The 18348-nt window shown below is 45.6% G+C and carries 12 protein-coding genes and 1 pseudogene; 9 read left to right on the forward strand and 4 right to left on the reverse strand.

Annotated elements, in window-relative coordinates; genetic code table 11:
- Nucleotides 1-93 precede the first annotated feature (93 nt).
- Both BS614_RS08000 and BS614_RS32445 read right to left on the reverse strand, forming a co-directional pair.
- On the reverse strand, nucleotides 94-1092 hold the full coding sequence (locus BS614_RS08000) for a DUF4003 family protein (protein ID WP_074093575.1): 999 nt from the start codon (nucleotides 1090-1092) through the stop codon (nucleotides 94-96).
- Nucleotides 1093-1164: 72 nt separating this feature from the next.
- Nucleotides 1165-1530 (reverse strand): DUF6713 family protein, encoded by a 366-nt coding sequence (locus tag BS614_RS32445; protein WP_017690584.1) that lies wholly within the window; start codon nucleotides 1528-1530, stop codon nucleotides 1165-1167.
- 167 nt (nucleotides 1531-1697) lie between these two features.
- On the opposite strand from BS614_RS32445, the gene BS614_RS08010 reads away from it, so the two are divergent.
- The 5 genes from BS614_RS08010 (at nucleotide 1698) to BS614_RS08030 (ending at nucleotide 9138) form a co-directional block, all read left to right on the forward strand.
- Nucleotides 1698-3671, forward strand: a complete 1974-nt coding sequence (locus BS614_RS08010; protein ID WP_074093576.1) for a serine hydrolase domain-containing protein — start codon at nucleotides 1698-1700, stop codon at nucleotides 3669-3671.
- Between the two features lie 54 nt (nucleotides 3672-3725).
- Complete coding sequence (locus tag BS614_RS08015; RefSeq protein ID WP_074093577.1) at nucleotides 3726-4400, forward strand: response regulator transcription factor; 675 nt, start codon at nucleotides 3726-3728, stop codon at nucleotides 4398-4400.
- On the forward strand, nucleotides 4397-5749 hold the full coding sequence (locus BS614_RS08020; protein WP_074093578.1) for a sensor histidine kinase: 1353 nt from the start codon (nucleotides 4397-4399) through the stop codon (nucleotides 5747-5749). Before BS614_RS08015 ends, BS614_RS08020 begins: the two co-directional genes overlap by 4 nt.
- Nucleotides 5750-6046: 297 nt before the next feature.
- On the forward strand, nucleotides 6047-7426 hold the full coding sequence (locus BS614_RS08025) for an amino acid permease (protein WP_074093579.1): 1380 nt from the start codon (nucleotides 6047-6049) through the stop codon (nucleotides 7424-7426).
- A 182-nt stretch (nucleotides 7427-7608) separates the two neighbouring features.
- Nucleotides 7609-9138, forward strand: a complete 1530-nt coding sequence (locus BS614_RS08030) for an alpha/beta hydrolase family protein (RefSeq protein WP_074093580.1) — start codon at nucleotides 7609-7611, stop codon at nucleotides 9136-9138.
- Between the two features lie 26 nt (nucleotides 9139-9164).
- Here BS614_RS08030 and BS614_RS08035 read toward each other — a convergent pair whose 3' ends face one another.
- On the reverse strand, nucleotides 9165-10148 hold the full coding sequence (locus BS614_RS08035) for a MerR family transcriptional regulator (protein ID WP_167544388.1): 984 nt from the start codon (nucleotides 10146-10148) through the stop codon (nucleotides 9165-9167).
- 391 nt (nucleotides 10149-10539) lie between these two features.
- Here BS614_RS08035 and BS614_RS08040 point away from each other — a divergent pair, with 391 nt between their 5' ends.
- Both BS614_RS08040 and BS614_RS08045 read left to right on the forward strand, forming a co-directional pair.
- Entirely contained in the window at nucleotides 10540-11418 is an 879-nt protein-coding gene (locus BS614_RS08040) for an SDR family oxidoreductase (RefSeq protein ID WP_425320277.1), read from the forward strand.
- A 256-nt stretch (nucleotides 11419-11674) separates the two neighbouring features.
- A complete protein-coding gene (locus tag BS614_RS08045) occupies nucleotides 11675-12670 on the forward strand; it encodes a cysteine peptidase family C39 domain-containing protein (protein WP_074093582.1) in 996 nt (331 codons plus the stop codon).
- A 70-nt stretch (nucleotides 12671-12740) separates the two neighbouring features.
- Here BS614_RS08045 and BS614_RS08050 read toward each other — a convergent pair whose 3' ends face one another.
- Entirely contained in the window at nucleotides 12741-15263 is a 2523-nt protein-coding gene (locus tag BS614_RS08050) for a transglutaminase domain-containing protein (RefSeq protein ID WP_074093583.1), read from the reverse strand.
- Between the two features lie 187 nt (nucleotides 15264-15450).
- On the opposite strand from BS614_RS08050, the pseudogene BS614_RS08055 reads away from it, so the two are divergent.
- A pseudogene (locus BS614_RS08055) lies at nucleotides 15451-15780 on the forward strand (ester cyclase); the annotation flags it as partial.
- Between the two features lie 132 nt (nucleotides 15781-15912).
- Nucleotides 15913-18291 carry a GH36-type glycosyl hydrolase domain-containing protein gene (locus BS614_RS08060; RefSeq protein ID WP_074093584.1) on the forward strand — a complete coding sequence of 793 codons (2379 nt, stop codon included), beginning with the start codon at nucleotides 15913-15915 and terminating at the stop codon, nucleotides 18289-18291.
- Nucleotides 18292-18348 lie beyond the last annotated feature (57 nt).

An 18348-nucleotide genomic window follows, 5' to 3' on the forward strand; every position in this document is an offset into this window, starting at 1 on the left:
TGATTGAGTTCCACAAGAAAACGAGTACTCAGGGTTCACCCCGGTACTCGTTTTTTATTATGCTTGAAACACTTTGGGAGCCAGTTCTAGGTGTCAATTCGATGATGATGATGATGAAGAAGCGGCAGCAGCCGATGCTGCGGCAGTTGCGGCCATGGCTGCTTGTTGAGCGATGATAATATTTGTGATACTGGTTGAGATTGCTGTCGTAAGCACACCGTTCCGCAGATTCTCCACATGTTGAATGGCTACCAGAGCAGACGAGAACAGGAGCAACTCCTGTTTGTCGATTGACCAGGCACCGAAGCCTTTTTGAGTCCGTAACCAGTCATTTGTTTCTGCGACTTCATCCACTAATGACTCTCTGTCCGAAGGCAGTAGAGAAAGTATCCCGAGAGATGGTAATGTGTACGTTTTGTCCATTCGAAGATCCCTTTTGCGAAAAGCTTCATTTAAAGCAATCACACGAGCACCTGCATCCGGGGGATCATCTCCAAGAACCAGGACCTGTGTTAACGCCTGCACACTATTTCTGGAAGAGAACTCTGGTTTTAATTCCCCGTAGAGTTGTTCCATGCGTGCCACACCAGTATCTACGTTGAGATCGGAAAGGGCTAACATGGCAGCGAAAATGTAGTCATCCTGTCCAGTGAGGAAGCGATGCTCTGCTTTCATGCCATCATAAAATGATTTGGCTCGCTCCACCGTAGGTTGAAACTGGTCAGGTGATGTCTGAGTAGCGATCTGATAGGCGGCAATAACCAGATAATCGGAGTTGCGGAATTTGATCTCTTTCATCAAGTCATAGACATGCAAGGTGTCTGCCAGTCTCGTCTCTTCATCCGTTGTAAGGGAGAGCATGGCAGCAATGCTAATGGCCGAATTACCTCTGAATGCAGAGAAGAGTTTTGTGTTTTGCTTAATCAACTCATGGCTTTGAAGAATAGCTTCCCCATCGGCTGTTTTATTCTCCGCTGCATAGAGCAGGGCAACCAGACGTTGCATCATCGCATGTTGCCATTTAAACGACTTCTTGATGATCTGGGTGTTGGAAACAAATAATTCAACTCGTTCTGCATGATGCTGCTGCATAGGCACACCTCCATATTCACTGTTATTCTATAATACCCTTCCAGCTTCCTTCATTCCGTCGGTGTAAACAGATTAGATGATTAGGAATATCAAATGAATTAAAGCGATTATTCCCATAGGGTAGATCAATGATCTGGAGAACCCGTTTTTAAATTCATTTCGAGGATGTTTTTCGAAAAAGAAGTGTAATACGGTATGTATGATGAAAAAGATATCTAGCACCCAAAATGTAATGGTCTGATATGAGCTAAAAAGAAGAGAGAGGATGATGGTATACATTGGCAGGTGAATCCAAGTGAAATACCTATAGGCTTTATCATCTTCCATATCTTTTAACACCATAAACAATTTCCACTCGGACCGCCTGATGGCATCCATTTCGTGAAGCAGAAAGAGAGACAGGTTAAACAAAAATAAAACCAGTAAAAAGTCAGGCATGCTAAGTCTCCTTTTTCTATTCAATCTGCTCCTATCTTACTAAAGGTAATTTGATTTGGCAAAATATGAAAAAAGGTTCACGCTCCGTTCATACGTGCTTGATATGCTCTCGAAAGAAAGCGTAAGGAACAGGTATTAAAAAATATGCGGAGTGGTGGGGGCAAGTCATGTCATCGTTCATAAGAAAGATTTTTGGGAAAATGATTTTACTGGTGTTATTGTTAGGCATGATATTAGGGGCAACTGGATTAGGGACCATGCCACTATCGGCAGCAGTATCCAATCCGGGATTAAATTCGGGTAAATTGGAGCAAGGAGTCGTAGCTAATCTGGAGGATACTGATCAGTTAACGGCATTCATGGATGGGATGATGGATGTGCAAATGCGATCTTTACAAATTCCAGGCGCAGTCATTTCGATTGTGAAGGATGGGGAGATCCTGCTCTCCAAAGGGTACGGACATTCGAACATCGAAGAAAATAAACCCGTTGATCCCAAAACCAGCTTATTTCGAATTGCTTCAACAACAAAGCTGTTCACATGGACCGCCGTGATGCAATTGGTTGAGGCGGGCAAGCTTGATCTCGATACAGATATCAACACCTATCTGAAAACGGTGAAAATACCGAAAACCTATGAGGAACCGATTACATTGCGCCATCTCATGACCCATACCGCAGGATTCGAGGAGGGCGGTGTAGGTTACCAGATCACTACCGATCCGGGGAAACTTCCCGTCTCTATTGCTGAAACGATGGCAAAACATATGCCTGCAAGGGTTAAGCCACCAGGCGAGATGCTGTCGTATTCCAATTATGGCGCCTCACTCGCGGGACTTATCGTCGAAGAGGTCAGCGGTGTTGCCTATAATGACTATATACAGAAAAATATACTTGATCCGCTGGGCATGAATTATTCTACGGTAGAGGAGCCTGTTCCAGCGTCTCTGGAACCTTATGCCGTCCTTGGATACGCCCGAGCCAACGGCGAGTTTGTAACCAAACGGCCAACGTATGAGGGAGGATTCCGTCCTGCGGGATCAGGAAGCGTCTCGGCGAACGATATGGCTCATTTCATGATTGCCCATCTTCAAGACGGGCGATATGAAGATAAACAAATGCTCAAGCCGGAAACAGCCAAGCTCATGCATTCTCCGGCATTCCAGTTTGATGAACGTTTACCCGCCATGGATCTGGGCTTTTACGAGTTGAATATGAATGGACTGCGTGTGATCTCTCATGGAGGTGCCGATGAGCTGTTTAATACAGCGCTTTATCTTGTACCGGACAAAAAAGTGGGCATCTTTGTTTCCTATAGTGGAGGGGAAGGCGGAACGGCAGCAGAAGGGTTGGCGCAAGCCTTTTTTGAACGATACTATCCTGTACATGCAACTGAGCAGCCTAATGAAACTTCTATTGAATTAGGGGAGTCTCTGGAAAAATATGCAGGCTCTTATCAATTTACACGCCGTAATCACACAAAGATCGATAAGTTTTTCAGTTTTCTGACTCAAATCAATATCGAGGTTTCGGATAACCGACTGTTTATTGGAAGTGGTGCAGATCAGCAAGTATATACTCCGATTGGCGTGAATTTATTCCAGGAGGTCGGAGGGACACATCAGATGGGGTTCCGCACCGATGCAGAGGGCGAGGTCACGTATCTGTTTCTGGATATATTAAACCCAATGCCGCTGGAACCTGCACCGTTAATGAACCAATCGAAGTTCTGGCTCCTCTTGCTCGGCATTTCGGTTGTTCTGTTCATCACTGTATTGCATGGATTTGTTTATCGCAGACGCGAAATCAGAGTGATGCCAAAAGCACAGAAATGGGCAGTTCGGTTGGCAGCTATTACGTCTATATGGGGACTATTAACCTTGGGCGCAACACTTCTGGTGATGAACATGGATCTGATTGATCGGCTTAGCCATATTCCACTATCTTTACGTCTCTATCTGTTTATGCCGGTTATCCTTGTAGGGTTGACTGCGGCAATATTCATCATGAGCGTCCTGGCATGGAAAAACCAATATTGGACGTTACTGAAGCGTGTGCACTATACGTTCGTAATGGTAGCAGCAGTGATCTTGAGTTTATTTTTCTATCATTGGAACCTGCTGGGCTGGCATTTTGGTTGAAGGCCTCCTCCCAAGTGGAAGAAAAAAGATAGATATCGGAGGCATGCATTTGATATGACCAAAATCCTAGTTGTGGATGACGATGTGCATATTCGTGAGCTGATTACCTTGTTTTTGCGTAATGAAGGATTCGAGATTGTGGTAGCTAAGGACGGTGCGGAAGCACTGGAGATTGTGGGGAAATCCCATATCGATCTGGTTATCCTTGATATTATGATGCCGCGATTGGATGGATGGGAATTATGCAGGGAGATCCGGCGTATGGATCTGAATATGCCATTGCTAATGGTCACGGTAAAAGGAGAATCGGCCCAGAAAGTAAAGGGGTTTCAGTTGGGAACAGACGATTATTTAACAAAACCCTTTGATCCGCTTGAACTTGTGATGCGAGTGAAAGCTTTGCTGAAACGTTACTTGATTGTCTCCTCCCAGACCATTCAACTAGGGGGCATTATGCTGAATCGACGCAGCTTTCAAGTGATTCGTGGAGAGGAAACAATCAATTTGCCTTTAAAGGAGTTCGAATTGCTGTTCATGCTGGCGAACCAGCCTGGGCAGATTTTTACCCGAGAACAGTTAATCATCAAGATCTGGGGGAGTGATTACGAAGGGGATGACCGGACAGTTGATGTTCATATCAAGCGACTAAGGGAAAAATTCGCTGGTGATGCACACCATTTTCAGATTGAAACGGCCCGCAGTCTGGGCTACCGGTTAGTCATCACATGATCAAAACCTTATATGTTCGTATTATTTGCACGTTTCTGGTCGTCATTGTTTTCAGCTTGCTGACCTCTTTCTTCATCGGGATATTCCTTTTCAAAAAAGAAGTAAATCATATCGGTCAGAATGACATGATTTCTGTAGGGGAGGAACTGATCCGTCTATATGAGCGAACGCAACCTGAGGACAGGGATGCGTTCATCAAAAGTATGGTGAAAGTGTCCACCTATCCCATTCATCTTTATGACGTTTCGGGTAACGTAACCTTTTATGACCTAGACCATACAGAGACCGTTGAAATTGCACCAGAAGTGGTTCAAATGGTGTTGCAGGGCCAGATCTATCGTTCTCCCGGAGAAGTGGAGCAGACGTTCATCGGTCTTCCTTTTCCATACAAAGGGGAACCACAAGCCATGTTTATGCAGTATTCTCCGCAGAACGAAAATATCATTAATCGGATGATTTTATTGGTGTTAATGTTTGCACTGTTGATCGGAAGTTTTTGTATCCTTATTGCTGCAAGGTATTTGGTAAAGCCGATTCAGGTGTTGACGCGGGCAACCAAACGACTGGCGAAGGGTGATTTTAATGTGGAAATCCAAACAAAACGTGTGGACGAAATGGGAGCATTGACGCAGAGTTTCAATGAAATGGCGAGTGAGCTTAAACAGCTGGAACAGATGAGACAGGATTTTGTTTCCAATGTATCTCACGAGATTCAAACGCCGCTGACCTCTATTTCCGGTTTTGCCATGGCTTTGAAAAACAGCAGCCTGGTCGCTGAGGCTGATCGTAACTATTACCTCGATATCATTATTACAGAGAGTGGACGACTATCCAGACTAAGTGATAATCTGCTGGAGCTTGCGTCTCTGGATTCCGATCATCATCCGTTCGAGGCAACCACCTATAATCTTGATGAGCAAATCAGGCAAGTGGTAGTGACTTGCGAGCCTCAATGGTCAGCCAAAGGCATTCCAATTCACTTAGAATTGGCGGACGGTATCAAAATAAGGGCAGATCAGGATCAGCTTAACCAAGTGTGGATGAATTTACTAGGCAACAGCATTAAGTTTACTCCCGTGGGCGGGCGTATCGAAATACGCACGAGCCAGTCTGTGGATGGAATCTTTTTTACGATAACGGATTCGGGTATTGGAATATCGCCAGAGCAACTGGATTATGTTTTCGAACGGTTTTATAAAACAGACCTGTCACGCGATCGTAGCATCAGTGGTAACGGTCTGGGCCTCGCCATCGTCAAAAAAATCGTGATGCTTCATCACGGAACTGTCGAAATGAAAAGCCAGGTAGGCGTGGGGACAACGGTGATGGTTCATTTGCCTTCCGGATGATTACAAAAATCAATTTGGAGCTGCCAAAGATATTTTTCTGGTAGCTCTTTTTTTATGGGTTTTCAGATCACTATTCCAGTGGCGATAAAAATCAGGATTATTCTGATTGCAATAAATCATCAGGGGTTATCCTAATCATGTCAGGTGAGGGCATGAGGAGCGGCACCTTTTTCATGTAAAAGTCCTGTTTAGCTAATCTTCCTCACATTCCTTGTTGTATTTCTGTGGCACATCTCGTACAATTTGGTGAAGTAATTCTGCATTGCGTTAATGTGAATGTGAAAAGGGGAGAATCGTTTGGAATCAAAGCAACTATCTAGAGGGCTAAAGCCCCGCCATGTAGAGCTGATTGCACTCGGAGGTACAATCGGCGTTGGTTTGTTCATGGGATCGGCAAGTACGATCAAATGGGCAGGTCCATCCGTGCTGCTGGCTTATTTATTGGCTGGTATCGTTATCTTTTTTGTCATGCGCATTATGGGGGAAATGTTGATTCAGGAGCCGGTCACGGGTTCGTTTGCAACATTTGCTCACAAATATATTAGTCCGCTTGCCGGATTTCTGACCGCCTGGAGCTACTGGTTCCTATGGGTTACGGTTGGTATGGCGGAAGTTACGGCGATTGGTATCTATGTCGGGTATTGGTTCCCGGATATTCCGCAGTGGCTGCCTGCACTTGCTGGGGTGCTCATCATTGCGGCGGCAAATCTGGCGGCTGTGAAGTTCTATGGAGAATTTGAATTCTGGTTTGCGATGATCAAAGTGACGGCTATTGTAGCCATGATCGTGATCGGAACGGGTCTCATTTTCTTCGGCTGGGGGAATGGGGGACAGCCAATCGGGCTGTCGAATCTGTTTAGTCATGGCGGATTCTTCCCTGGAGGCATCAAAGGTTTCCTCTTCGCGCTATGTATCGTAACGGCTGCATATCAGGGGGTTGAAATGGTTGGTATTACAGCAGGCGAAGCGGAGAATCCGAAATACACCTTGCGTAAAGCGATCAAAAATATCGTATGGCGTATTCTTATTTTCTACGTCGGAGCTATATTTGTTATCGTAACATTGTACCCTTGGAATGAAGTGGGCGAGACGGGCAGCCCGTTTGTGCTCACCTTTGCCAAAGTTGGTATTGTTGCTGCAGCGGGGATCATTAACTTCGTGGTGCTGACGGCGGCCATGTCGGGATGTAACAGCGGGATTTACAGTGCGGGACGGATGTTATACACGCTGGCTGAGAATGGGCAGGCACCTGCTTTTTTCAAAAAGCTGTCCAAAGGCGGGGTTCCCCGCAACAGTATCGTCATTACAATCTCCTTGCTGCTGATAGGGGTTGTGCTGAACTACCTGATGCCGGACTCCAAGCTGTTCCTGTACATCTACAGCGCAAGTGTTCTTCCGGGTATGGTTCCATGGTTCGCGCTGGCGTTCAGCCAGTTCCGATTCAGAAAGCGTTGGGGCAACGAGATGGCGGATCATAACTTCAAGTCCAAATGGTTCCCGATCAGCAATTACATTATTATTGTGTATCTGATCCTCGTCATTATCGGTATGGCGTTTAACCCGGATACGCGCTTACCTCTGGTTGTTGGAGCTACATTCATGGCAATCGTGGTGGCAGGATATTTCGCATTTGGCATTGGCAAAAGACAACGGATAGATGGCGGCGAAGATCGCTAGTATCGTATTCCAAATTCAATTTATAATGTAATTTCATACGTGCATTCCTTGAATACAATGGAGAACCTGAGGGTTGTTCAGCGTCATTCAGGGAGTGCATTTTTTTATCCGCAAAATTCATGCTTGAATCTCCTGTAACTGGAGGTTTTAAGATTGGAGGCAGACAAGGGGGCATACATCTTATGAGGACAATAGAATGGATTTATCTTATTTTCAACCTGCCTATATTCGTGGGGGTAATCGGGATCGGGAGACAGAGTCAACATTTTCGGAAAATGATATGGGGTGGATTCGTCATATCGGGTGTGCTGCTGATCATCCATGGTGTGGTCGAAGGACTTCGTTGGCCGATGATTCCGGCGTATCTGCTCACGTTGGTTCCACTGGTTGTGTTATTTACAAAGGCAAGACGCCAGCAACAGTCAGGTGTAACCTCGCTGAACAGCAAAGGTTCCGGGGCATCTGCTTCCACATCGACTGTGACGAGGAAATTCGGACGTGTTCGAATCATCGCAACGTCTCTTCTGGTGTTGGTATACGCTATTGTGAGCATTGGCTTGCCACTGCTGTTCCCGATATTTTCGTTTGCCAAGCCAGCAGGTCCTTATGGAATCGGAACGGTATCCTACGATTGGACAGATAGCAGTCGGGATGAACTTCTGACGAGTTCTGCCGGTGATCAACGGGAGCTGATGGTACAGATCTGGTATCCAACGAATCCAGACGCAGAGGGCGCAACAGCTCCTTATGTTAATAAGCCGGAGATCTACGGGACAGCCTTCAATGATGTGCTGAAACTGCCAAAGCTTTTATTTTCCAGTCTGAGTCAGGTCAAAACGCATGCGATTCAGGAAGCTCAGTTATCTGATGCCGAAGCCAAGTATCCAGTTGTTCTTTTCTCTCATGGTCTTCATGGCTATGAAAATCAGAATACGTTCCAAGTTGAGCAGCTGGTCAGTCAAGGTTACATTGTTGTAGGGATTAATCACACGTATAGCAGTCTGGTATCCGTATTCCCGGATGGACGTGTGGCGCAGTTTGAATCCGAAGGAAAAGAAGGCTTTGAACAGCTGCAATTCAGTTACATGGACAAGTTGAATGAGACATGGGTTAAGGATGCACAGTTTGTACTGGATGAGGTAGAGAAGTTGGGTGCGGGAGATCCGAGCGGACGCTTTACCGGACGTATGGATCTGGACAACATCGGCATGTTTGGGCATTCATTTGGCGGAGCAACGACAGTACAGATGTTAATGGATGATCCACGTGTGAAAGCAGGCATGAATATGGACGGTGTATTGTTTGGCGAGAAACGTATCCCTGCGGAAGGTGTGGGCAAGCCGTTCCTGATGATGAGTGCAGATTCAACCGTTGCAGGCACAAGTGTGATGAGTGACGAGGAAATTGCTGCGATGGGCACGACCCGTCCGGAAGCCGAGAAATATTACGAGGAAGTGTACGACCGCTATGAGCCGGTAACCGCAGGAGGGAACTTCTGGATGGAGCTGACCAACACCAAACATCTGAGTTTCTCCGACCTCTACCTGATCTCTCCACTGCTTGAATGGACACAGGGTGTAGATGCGAGGGGAGCGCAACAGTTGGTCAACGATACGACGATTGATTTCTTCAACCACTACTTGAAAGGGCAACCGCTCCATATGGACAAGGAAGTGGGAGAACATGAATCCTATTCGTTGAAAAAAGGCTAAACGTACAAATGGAAGGAGACTGAAATTTAGTCTTCTTCCATTTGTTTTAATCGTAACCGCATGCCCTCCTGTAACAGGTTAATGCCATCTACAACCTGGCTCCATTCGGGATTCATCACCTTGCACAGCTTGTTAAAACGCAGAATGCGATCGGTCACAGAGTCCAGCATATATCGGGCCTGTTTGCGAAAAAATACTTCGGGTGTTTCAGCATGCTCGACACTTGCATACATCAACACAAAGTCCCACACCATGCTTTGCACAGCAGGGCTATCGATGGCCCAACGCTTGTCCAGAGCTTCGGTAGTGCGAATGCGAATAGCCTCCATTTTTTTCACCCAGACGTCTGCTTCGACTTGTGGCTGATTCGCCATAATGAAGAACGGAACCTCCAGCCGAGCCAGATCGGCCCAATAGGCCGGATCATTGATCAGTTCCTGAATTTCCTTCCAGGCCAGTGTTTGCTGAGCCGTCAGTTTGGTATCTTTCATCATGTATTTAGCGAAAAAGTGCAGAAACGACACTCTCCAATCCTGCGGAATGCTGTCCAGCAGATGGGATTCATCCACCTTGGCAGCAACAAATTGTTTTCGTCTGCTCGCATTGGCCGTCAGGGATTCTACCAGACTGGAGATATACGTGAGAGACTGTTCCGAACGCAGTGAAGTTTCTTCTTCATGCTGCTTGGCTTGTTGCAAAATGGAGAGCATGGAATTCATCATGCCGATCTGGGTTTCCAAGGCTTCAATCTGCAGATCCAACGCCTGTGCTACCGCCAGTTCACCCGACATGAGTTTTCGAATATCCGGTATGCTGAAATTCAAATAACGTAGTGTTGTAATGAGTTCGAGTTGCCACAGGTCTTGCGTTGTATAGAGTCGATGCCCACCTTCCGTATGACTGGAGGGTTGTAACAGTTCAATCTCATCGTAATAACGGATCGTTTTCACCGTGGAGCCGATCAGTTTGGCTGCTTCACCGATGGAATAGGGTTCTTTGTTTGCATTCAACGAGATCACCTCATGTTCTATTATACAATCTCCAGTTAGGGGAGATTCAATATGTGACAGTTGTCTGGGAATCCGGTTAGCTTAGTTTAAATTTCACCCAACTCGGTTACAAAGGAAAGAGTGCAACTTTTATAAAACAACTTCTGATAATAAATTTAACATTTACATGATAACGAAGAGCACAGAAATAACCTGCAGAAACGGAGTGTTCGCCTAAAAGCTTTCTGCAAGAAAGCTACATCGGAAGCATACGCTATCCCCAGATTTTCCCCTTATATAAGGGAGAGAAAAATCTGGGGATAACAGTGATCGGAAGGTTATTCTGTGATCGTAGTGATCAATGTAAATCACCGAGGAGGAATTGAACATGGCTAATCAAGACCAGCACACCATGCAAGATCCAACGACCCAATATCCAAAGGCTACACCGGAGTGGAAACAGCAACAGGATGAGCCGGGGCTTCAGCGTGAGATGACCCCTGTTCCCGATGCGGGTGAGAAAAGTTATAAAGGCAGCGGACGTTTAACAGGACGCAAAGCAGTTGTGACCGGGGCCGACAGCGGAATTGGCCGGGCGGCAGCGATTGCGTTTGCCCGTGAAGGTGCAGATGTCGTTCTGGCTTATCTGCCGGAAGAGGAAGCAGATGCACAGGAAGTTGTGAAGCTGATTGAGGAAGCCGGTCGCAAAGCAATTACGATGCCAGGTGACCTGAAGGATGAGAAATACTGTGAAGAACTCATTGAATCTGCGGTAAAAGAGCTTGGCGGGATTGATATCCTTGCTAACGTGGCAGGTAAACAGCAGTTTGTAGAGCAGATTGCGGATCTGACTACCGAGCAATTCGATGCGACGTTCAAAACAAATGTCTATTCCATGTTCTGGCTCTGCAAAGCAGCTGTGAAACACATGAAGCCGGGCAGCTCCATTATCAACACATCATCGATTCAGGCGTACAAACCTTCGCCAATCCTGCTGGATTATGCAACAACGAAGGCATCCATTAACACGTTCAGCAAAGCGCTAGCCCAACAGGTGGGTAGCAAAGGGATACGTGTCAACGTTGTTGCACCAGGACCGGTATGGACACCGCTCCAGGTCGTGGGTGGACAACCAGTCGAGAAGCTTGCCGATTTTGGCTCCAACACACCGCTTGGTCGAGCAGGACAACCTGCCGAGATGGCTCCGGCATTTGTGTTCCTGGCAAGCCAGGAATCCAGTTATGTGAGCGGCGAGACATTGAATGCAAATGGCGGTACGGTTAGTCCGTAGATAGTCTTAGGTAATCCGATCAGGGTATCAGAGGATACGGTCTCCGAATTGGGGGCGGTATCCTCTTTTTTGTCGTTAAGATGAGAGAAATAAAATATTTTTTTGTATGAAAGCGTTCTTATATAAAACAGAAAAGGTACATGGTAATATATTCAAGAACATGATCTTCGCTCCCAGCTCTGAGAGTGCGTTGCTTATACAATGAATCTGTTCAGATCAATACACTATGCCTAGGAATCGAAGGAGGAATTCTGTAATGGCCAAGAATGTACTTAAACTAGGTGACCCTGTCATAAGCACGTACACATCATATGGGACATTAACATCCGTTATGAACGAAGATTTATGGCCATGGATTTTCAATAACTTTATACAAATCAGGTATGCACATGGATGGGGAATTTTTTCGTTTGATTCTCATCAGTTTCTGCTAAGTACCTGTCCGGGAATTTCCTTTTACAACCTGCCACAAGAAATTGTGATTCGCAAATGGGGAACATCACTTAAGCAAGTGATTACGGAAGCGATAGATATGGGATATTATCTATATATTTATGCAGATAGATACTACATTGCGTGTACAGACTATTATCAAAAAGAACATCTCATGCACGAATTATTGGTGTACGGATATGACCTGGATCAAAATTTGATATACATTGCTGATAATCTTGATGATGGTAAATTCATACAAACCATATGTAGTCTGGATGAACTTGAGAAAGGCTACTGGACCATGTCTAATGAGTACAGTTTTTGGACAGAAGTGCGATTTCTCAAGCCTATCCAGAATATCAATTATGCAATTCATGTGGAGCAGATTATAACGGCGATGGAAAACTATCTTAACTCAAGTGAGACATATGACTTAGTGAGAGATCAGAAATACGATTTTGGAATGCAAGCTATTCAACGCATCTTTACCGACATTGAGCAGGCAGCCCTAGTTGGAGAAGCATTGGATTCACGTGTCTTTCATCTTTTGTATGAACATAAGCTACTAATGGAGTTACGTTTATCTTATTTAATGGAGAAATTAATCATTGAGCCAGATGCAACTTTTATGGAATTAAGCACTATTCTGAAACAGGACTACTTTAAATTGAGAAATATAGTTCTGAAATACAATATAACGCGTGATGCAATTACACTAAATAAAATAAGTGAGAGATTGCAAGAGAATCTCATGAAAGAAAAAGCATTTATTTCTTCTTTTATTACCAGATTGCAACAGGTTAAATCAATGGCTTAAAGTCATCAATTAATAGACAAAAAATCCCCTTTGCTTGTGAAAAAGCAAAGGGGATTGCTGTGTAACTAAGTTACTTCTGCTCTGGTTTCGGGTCCAGAATGGCATAACTGCCTAGCGTGGCTAATTGTGCTGTGTTCAGAAGCGCTTCATCCACTGCAGCGAGGGCTTCGCCGGCAGCTGTCATCAGCTCATCAGAGTCAACAGGTGAGGCGAAACGGAGAATGACCCGGTTCTCTCCTTTTTTGAGTTCACTCTCAGCCTTGGTTTTGTACTCATTAATGGAAGCGACTTCGAGACCATTTTGCACATAATAATCATTGGCATCGCTCTCGCCATTAAACATCACGAGCTCGGAATCAAGCCAGTAATCTTGATCCGCTATTGTTTTCTGACTGGCAGCAGTCTCATCATTGGCATTGTACAGGAAATACGGGATGCCGGAGTTCGTCAGGTTGTTGGTGGCATCGACATGGAACCATTCGTTCCCGATTTTGACCTTGTTCCATGCATGTGGAACGCCGCTGGAAGCGCCCGTTACAACGATGCTTTCCAGTCCCGAGAGATCGGAGAGCAATTTGTAAACGGAAGCATAGCTGGCACATACCCCGACACCTTTGACCAGAATACCGTATGTGGTAAACGAGTCATTGAACTGCGGATCGACATTTTTGAAGTTGTTTTGCTCCGCATTTTCCAGCGCTGCATCGTCATACTTCGCGTTATCGTTCAGATAATCGTAGATGGCTTTTCGTTTCTCGTCTTCGTTCATGCCATCCTTGATAATGGAAGCCACTACTTCGTTTGCTTTGGCAATAATCTCATCTTGCTTCTTCTGGATACCACTAGCCGATTCTTTGTAATGAATGGAAAGAGTAAGCGTACCATAGTTGTATTCGAAACCTTCCACACCAAGAATCAATGGATTCTGGTACATCACTTTCAAAACAACATCTGAGAGTGTCGTGAAATTCTGAGCTTCGGGGAAAGCTTTTAACGAAATTTTATCTTGTGCCGCAATCATGTTTTTGGCCAAAACTTCTTCCAATGCGGAATCCGCATTGATCATTGCATCACCTGTAGCAGGCTGAGGCACGGTTTCCTGATTACCTTGTTCTACATTTTGCTGTGTATTGGACTTCTGCTCATCGACCAGATTGTCTTCTTCAGTTTCAGGAGCGGGAGCAGGTGTTTCATTGGAAGCTTCTTCAGAAGCCATATCTGAAGAATTATCAGAAGTATCATCGGAAGCCTCAGTAGATAGAGGATCAGTTGCATCTTCTGACGTTCCAGTATCGGTTGTAGACTCTGTAGTTGGAGTTTCCGAAGCGGGTGCTTCTTCTGTTTCCGTTGCAGACTCAGGTGCATCATGATTGTTGATGATCGTTGGCACATCAGGTGCAGGGACGTAAGGTGTGTCATTCTTCGTTTCCACCAGTCCGTTGCTGGAATCGGCTACGGTTTGCTGAGCAAGTCTGTCCAGGTCTGCTTGAGTTACATTCTCTACGCGCACGTAACTTTTCAGAGCTGTTCCTTTAATATGAAAAGGAATATTCGTTTCATTGAACTCTGAAATCTCTACGCTCTTGGTATCATAGACAATGGTTTCACGAGTTAGAGAGCCGTCATTGTACTCAACTGTTGCTTTCTGAGGAAGTACATCTATATTCTTTAATTTCTCCCTATACAATTGTTCTTTCAGAGATGTTGGCAACTGGGAAGCAAGCGGAGCTGTAGGGACACCTCTGCTAAAATTGGATTCTTTGCCTCCACCGATTGCAGTGACGTAATATTCTCCTCGTATACCATGGTTCTGAGTGGTAGTTATCATTTCATTATAAGTGCCTAGCCCGCCTTTTCCGTCTCTCAAAAAATCATTGAAAGACGTCTCTGTCGTTACCGCAATATCTAAAGGCAGACTATTACTGAAAGCGTCCTCTGCGCCAGTTAGAGGTACATTTGTATCGAAGTTGGTTAGGTCAGAACGTTTATAAATTTTATATTCTGTGGCACCTTCAACCTTGTCCCAGACCAACTTGAACCGTCTATCTTTGTCAATTTCGTATCTTAGGTTAGGTACGGGTAACTCCGATTTCACTGTAAACGGAATAATGATGGGCTGATCGAGTAGTGTTAGCTTCTCAGCATCTGGATCATAATTCAGACGAATGTAATAAATGGGGGCACCGCCCCAAGAACTTTGATCCTTGTTCATCATGGAATCTGAACTTAAAACGCCCCATCCAAGAGGCTTAATGGAAACGTTGTTGCCATTGCTTTCACGAAGGGCATAAACATCGCTTGCTTTGAGTGCTTTAATATCGGTATGTACACTAATAATGTCACTAGCTGACAGGTTACTTTTACGTAAATCTGCTTTAAACTTGAACGTAAATTCTTCATCCTGAGCTACATTGTACATCGGCATGATCGCTTGTTCCGATTCAGAGCCGTATTTCTGTTTCAAACTTAAAATGGTAGAACCTTCTACTACTTCTGTAGGATTATTCTCGGACGGACTGCTTTCCTGCTCAGTACTCTGGCATCCAACCAGTAACAGGGTGAGCGCAAACATAACGAAAAATAGACGTTTCATGATACACCGCTTTCTTGTTTTTCTGAGTTGCTCTGATGGCTACGTTCTACACACCGAAAGATTATCAGATATGGTTAAAACCCTTACTCGAACCTCTTAACGCCCAAACCTCCTATTAATTTCCTAATATCCTTTGCTAGTTTATGGTCATATTGACGCATTGTCAAGGTGAGAGGGTAGGTTTTAAGTCCTGGCTCATCAAGTAATATCCGAAGCTGAGGTCACGGTCACCCGAACACCTTCCGATTATGGGGATCATGTGCGAGAGATGATTGAAGCATACGGGGAATTTTCACTCAAAATTCAAGAGATGCTGACGCAAGGTGATAAAGTTTATGTGCGCTGGAGACAAACGGGTACCCATATTGGCGAAGTGGACGGATACAGTCCAACCAACCTTCCCGTGATTGAAATTGCCAGTGCGGTATACCGAGTGGAAAACGAACAAATTGCAGAGTATTGGATACAGATCGACAGGATGGGCATCGAAAAACAATTGGAACGTAATCGGGGCTGAGTAGTTTCTCAGCTCTTTTTTAGTTTTCAGTTATTTGTAAGCGTTCCCGTGTTATAATGGACAAAGTTGTATACAAGTTACCTAAAACGTTTTCTGTCTTTTGACTCCATTATCTGAAAGTGAGGTTCAGTGATGATTAAAGCAACGGAAGATAATCAATATGTTGAACTGACAAGCCCGACAAGTTTACCGAAGGCATCTGGATTCCTTTGGAATGAAAAGATGATGATTCATGTGAATTGCCGGGGGTACGCGGTGGCCCAATTCATGCAGCCCGAACCTGCCAAATATTCGTACGCGCCCAACCTGGAAGCGAAGACGTTTATGCAACCGGAGCAGCCTTACTATGCCCACCATCCGGGACGGTTTGTCTACATTAAAGATGAAATAAGTGGCGAAATCTTCTCCGCCCCGTATGAACCGGTTCGCAAGCAGGCGGATAGCTATACGTTCGCTGTTGGTAAACACGATATTCATTGGAAGGTGGTTCAGGACGACATTTGCATCGAGATGTCCCTGCGTCTGCCGAAGGAAGATGTCATGGAGCTATGGCGCGTGAAGGTAACCAATCTGTCTTCGAGAAAACGCAAGCTGAGTATCTACCCGTATTATACGGTCGGTTATATGTCCTGGATGAACCAATCCGGTACATATGTGGAAGATTTGCAGGGCATTGTCTGCTCGGCGGTTACGCCATATCAGAAATATCAGGATTATAGCAAAATCAAAAACTACAGCGACAAAACCTATCTGCTTGCAGATCACAAACCGACCACGTGGGAAGTGAATCATGAGAGCTTTGAAGGCGAAGGCGGACTTCATAATCCTTCTGCCCTTCAGTCAGAGACGCTGGCTGGTGGAGATGCACGGTACGAGACACCTGTGGCAGTATTGCAATATAGAGTCGAACTGGAAGCGGGAGCGGAGCAGGCGTATCGATTCATCTTTGGGCCGGCTCATGATGAGACAGAGATTGAGGGCATTCGTCAGCATTATTTTGTGAAGCAGAATGAGGAAGGACAGGATGGTTTCACCGCAGCCGAGCAGGAGTATGCTGAGTATATTGCGGAAGGGCAAGGGAACATCCAGATTGAGACACCGGACAGCTGGTTAGATAATGTCGTGAATCACTGGCTACCTCGCCAGATGTACTATCATGGCAAAACCAATCGTCTGACAACCGATCCGCAGACGCGGAATTATTTGCAGGACAACATGGGTATGAGTTATATTCAGCCGCAGATTGCACGAGCTGCGTTCTTGACAGCCTTGTCTCAGCAGCATATAAGCGGCGCGATGCCAGACGGCATTATTTTGCACCCGGATGCAGAATTGAAATATATTAACCAGGTTCCTCATACCGATCATTGTATCTGGCTTCCGGTCTGTATGAAGACCTATTTGGATGAAACGAATGACCATAGCATTTTGGAGGAACAGGTTGCTTTTACAGACAGTGAAAAGAAGGTTACCGTACTGGAGCATATGAATCTTGCAATGCGCTGGTTGATCCATGAGCGTGATGCGCGCGGGTTGAACTATATCAATCAGGGTGACTGGTGTGATCCGATGAACATGGTGGGATACAAAGGCAAAGGCGTATCCGGCTGGCTGACCATTGCGACGGCATATGCGTTCAATGTGTGGGCAGATATTAGTGAACAGGCAGGGCATGCCGAGGTCGCAGCGGAATTCCGTCAGGAAGCCAACCAGACCAATGCGGTAGCCAATGAGTATCTGTGGGATGGGGACTGGTATGCCCGCGGAATTACGGATGATAACGTAGTGTTTGGTGTAAGCAACGACGTGGAAGGGCGCATCTATATCAATCCTCAGAGCTGGGCACTTATGAGCGGTGCTGCGGATCAGGAGAAACAGGAGAAGTTAATTCGTGCCGTAGAGGAGCAATTGGAGACGCCATATGGTGTCGAGAAGCTCGCGCCGTCTTTCACAGCGATGCGGGAAGATGTAGGTCGAGTTACGCAGAAACATCCGGGAAGTGCGGAGAATGGTGCAGTGTACAATCACGCGGCGGCGTTCTATATATATGCGTTGTACCTGGTGGGCGAGAAGGAGAAGGCGTACCGTCTGTTGCGTAAAATGATTCCGGGCCCCGATGCCGAGGATATTCTTCAACGGGGTCAGCTACCCGTATTTATCCCGAATTATTATCGCGGAGCCTATCGTCAATTCCCACGTACAGCTGGGCGCTCCAGTCATTTGTTCAACACGGGCACGGTGCCTTGGGTGTATCGTTGTCTGATCGACGGATTGTTTGGACTGCAAGGTCATGCACAAGGACTTCAAGTGCGTCCGCAACTACCTGAAGACTGGAACGAGGTATCGGTCACACGTTTGTTCCGCGGAGCTGAGCTGAATGTAAACATGAAGAAGGATGCTTCTGTCGAGCAGATTGAGGTGCATGTTGACGGTCAACGGATTGCAGGCGACATCATCAAGAATATACAGGCTGGCGTGAAATATGAGGTGCTGGTGAAACTGCCTTTGTAGAAAGAGTACGGAGTAGCTGATAAACGGTGTGAAGAGTTTTGGACAATCACTAAGAAA

The organism is Paenibacillus xylanexedens (genome assembly GCF_001908275.1).
GTDB lineage: Bacteria > Bacillota > Bacilli > Paenibacillales > Paenibacillaceae > Paenibacillus > Paenibacillus xylanexedens_A.

What these genes read in the sequence shown, in the direction of transcription:
- BS614_RS08050 (WP_074093583.1), bottom strand. Translation starts at nt 15,263, where the DNA reads ATGAAACGTCTATTTTTCGTTATGTTTGCGCTCACCCTGTTACTGGTT.
- BS614_RS08010 (WP_074093576.1), top strand. Translation starts at nt 1,698, where the DNA reads ATGTCATCGTTCATAAGAAAGATTTTTGGGAAAATGATTTTACTGGTG.
- BS614_RS32445 (WP_017690584.1), bottom strand. Translation starts at nt 1,530, where the DNA reads ATGCCTGACTTTTTACTGGTTTTATTTTTGTTTAACCTGTCTCTCTTT.
- BS614_RS08030 (WP_074093580.1), top strand. Translation starts at nt 7,609, where the DNA reads ATGAGGACAATAGAATGGATTTATCTTATTTTCAACCTGCCTATATTC.
- BS614_RS08060 (WP_074093584.1), top strand. Translation starts at nt 15,913, where the DNA reads ATGATTAAAGCAACGGAAGATAATCAATATGTTGAACTGACAAGCCCG.
- BS614_RS08015 (WP_074093577.1), top strand. Translation starts at nt 3,726, where the DNA reads ATGACCAAAATCCTAGTTGTGGATGACGATGTGCATATTCGTGAGCTG.
- BS614_RS08045 (WP_074093582.1), top strand. Translation starts at nt 11,675, where the DNA reads ATGGCCAAGAATGTACTTAAACTAGGTGACCCTGTCATAAGCACGTAC.
- BS614_RS08000 (WP_074093575.1), bottom strand. Translation starts at nt 1,092, where the DNA reads ATGCAGCAGCATCATGCAGAACGAGTTGAATTATTTGTTTCCAACACC.
- BS614_RS08020 (WP_074093578.1), top strand. Translation starts at nt 4,397, where the DNA reads ATGATCAAAACCTTATATGTTCGTATTATTTGCACGTTTCTGGTCGTC.
- BS614_RS08040 (WP_425320277.1), top strand. Translation starts at nt 10,540, where the DNA reads ATGCAAGATCCAACGACCCAATATCCAAAGGCTACACCGGAGTGGAAA.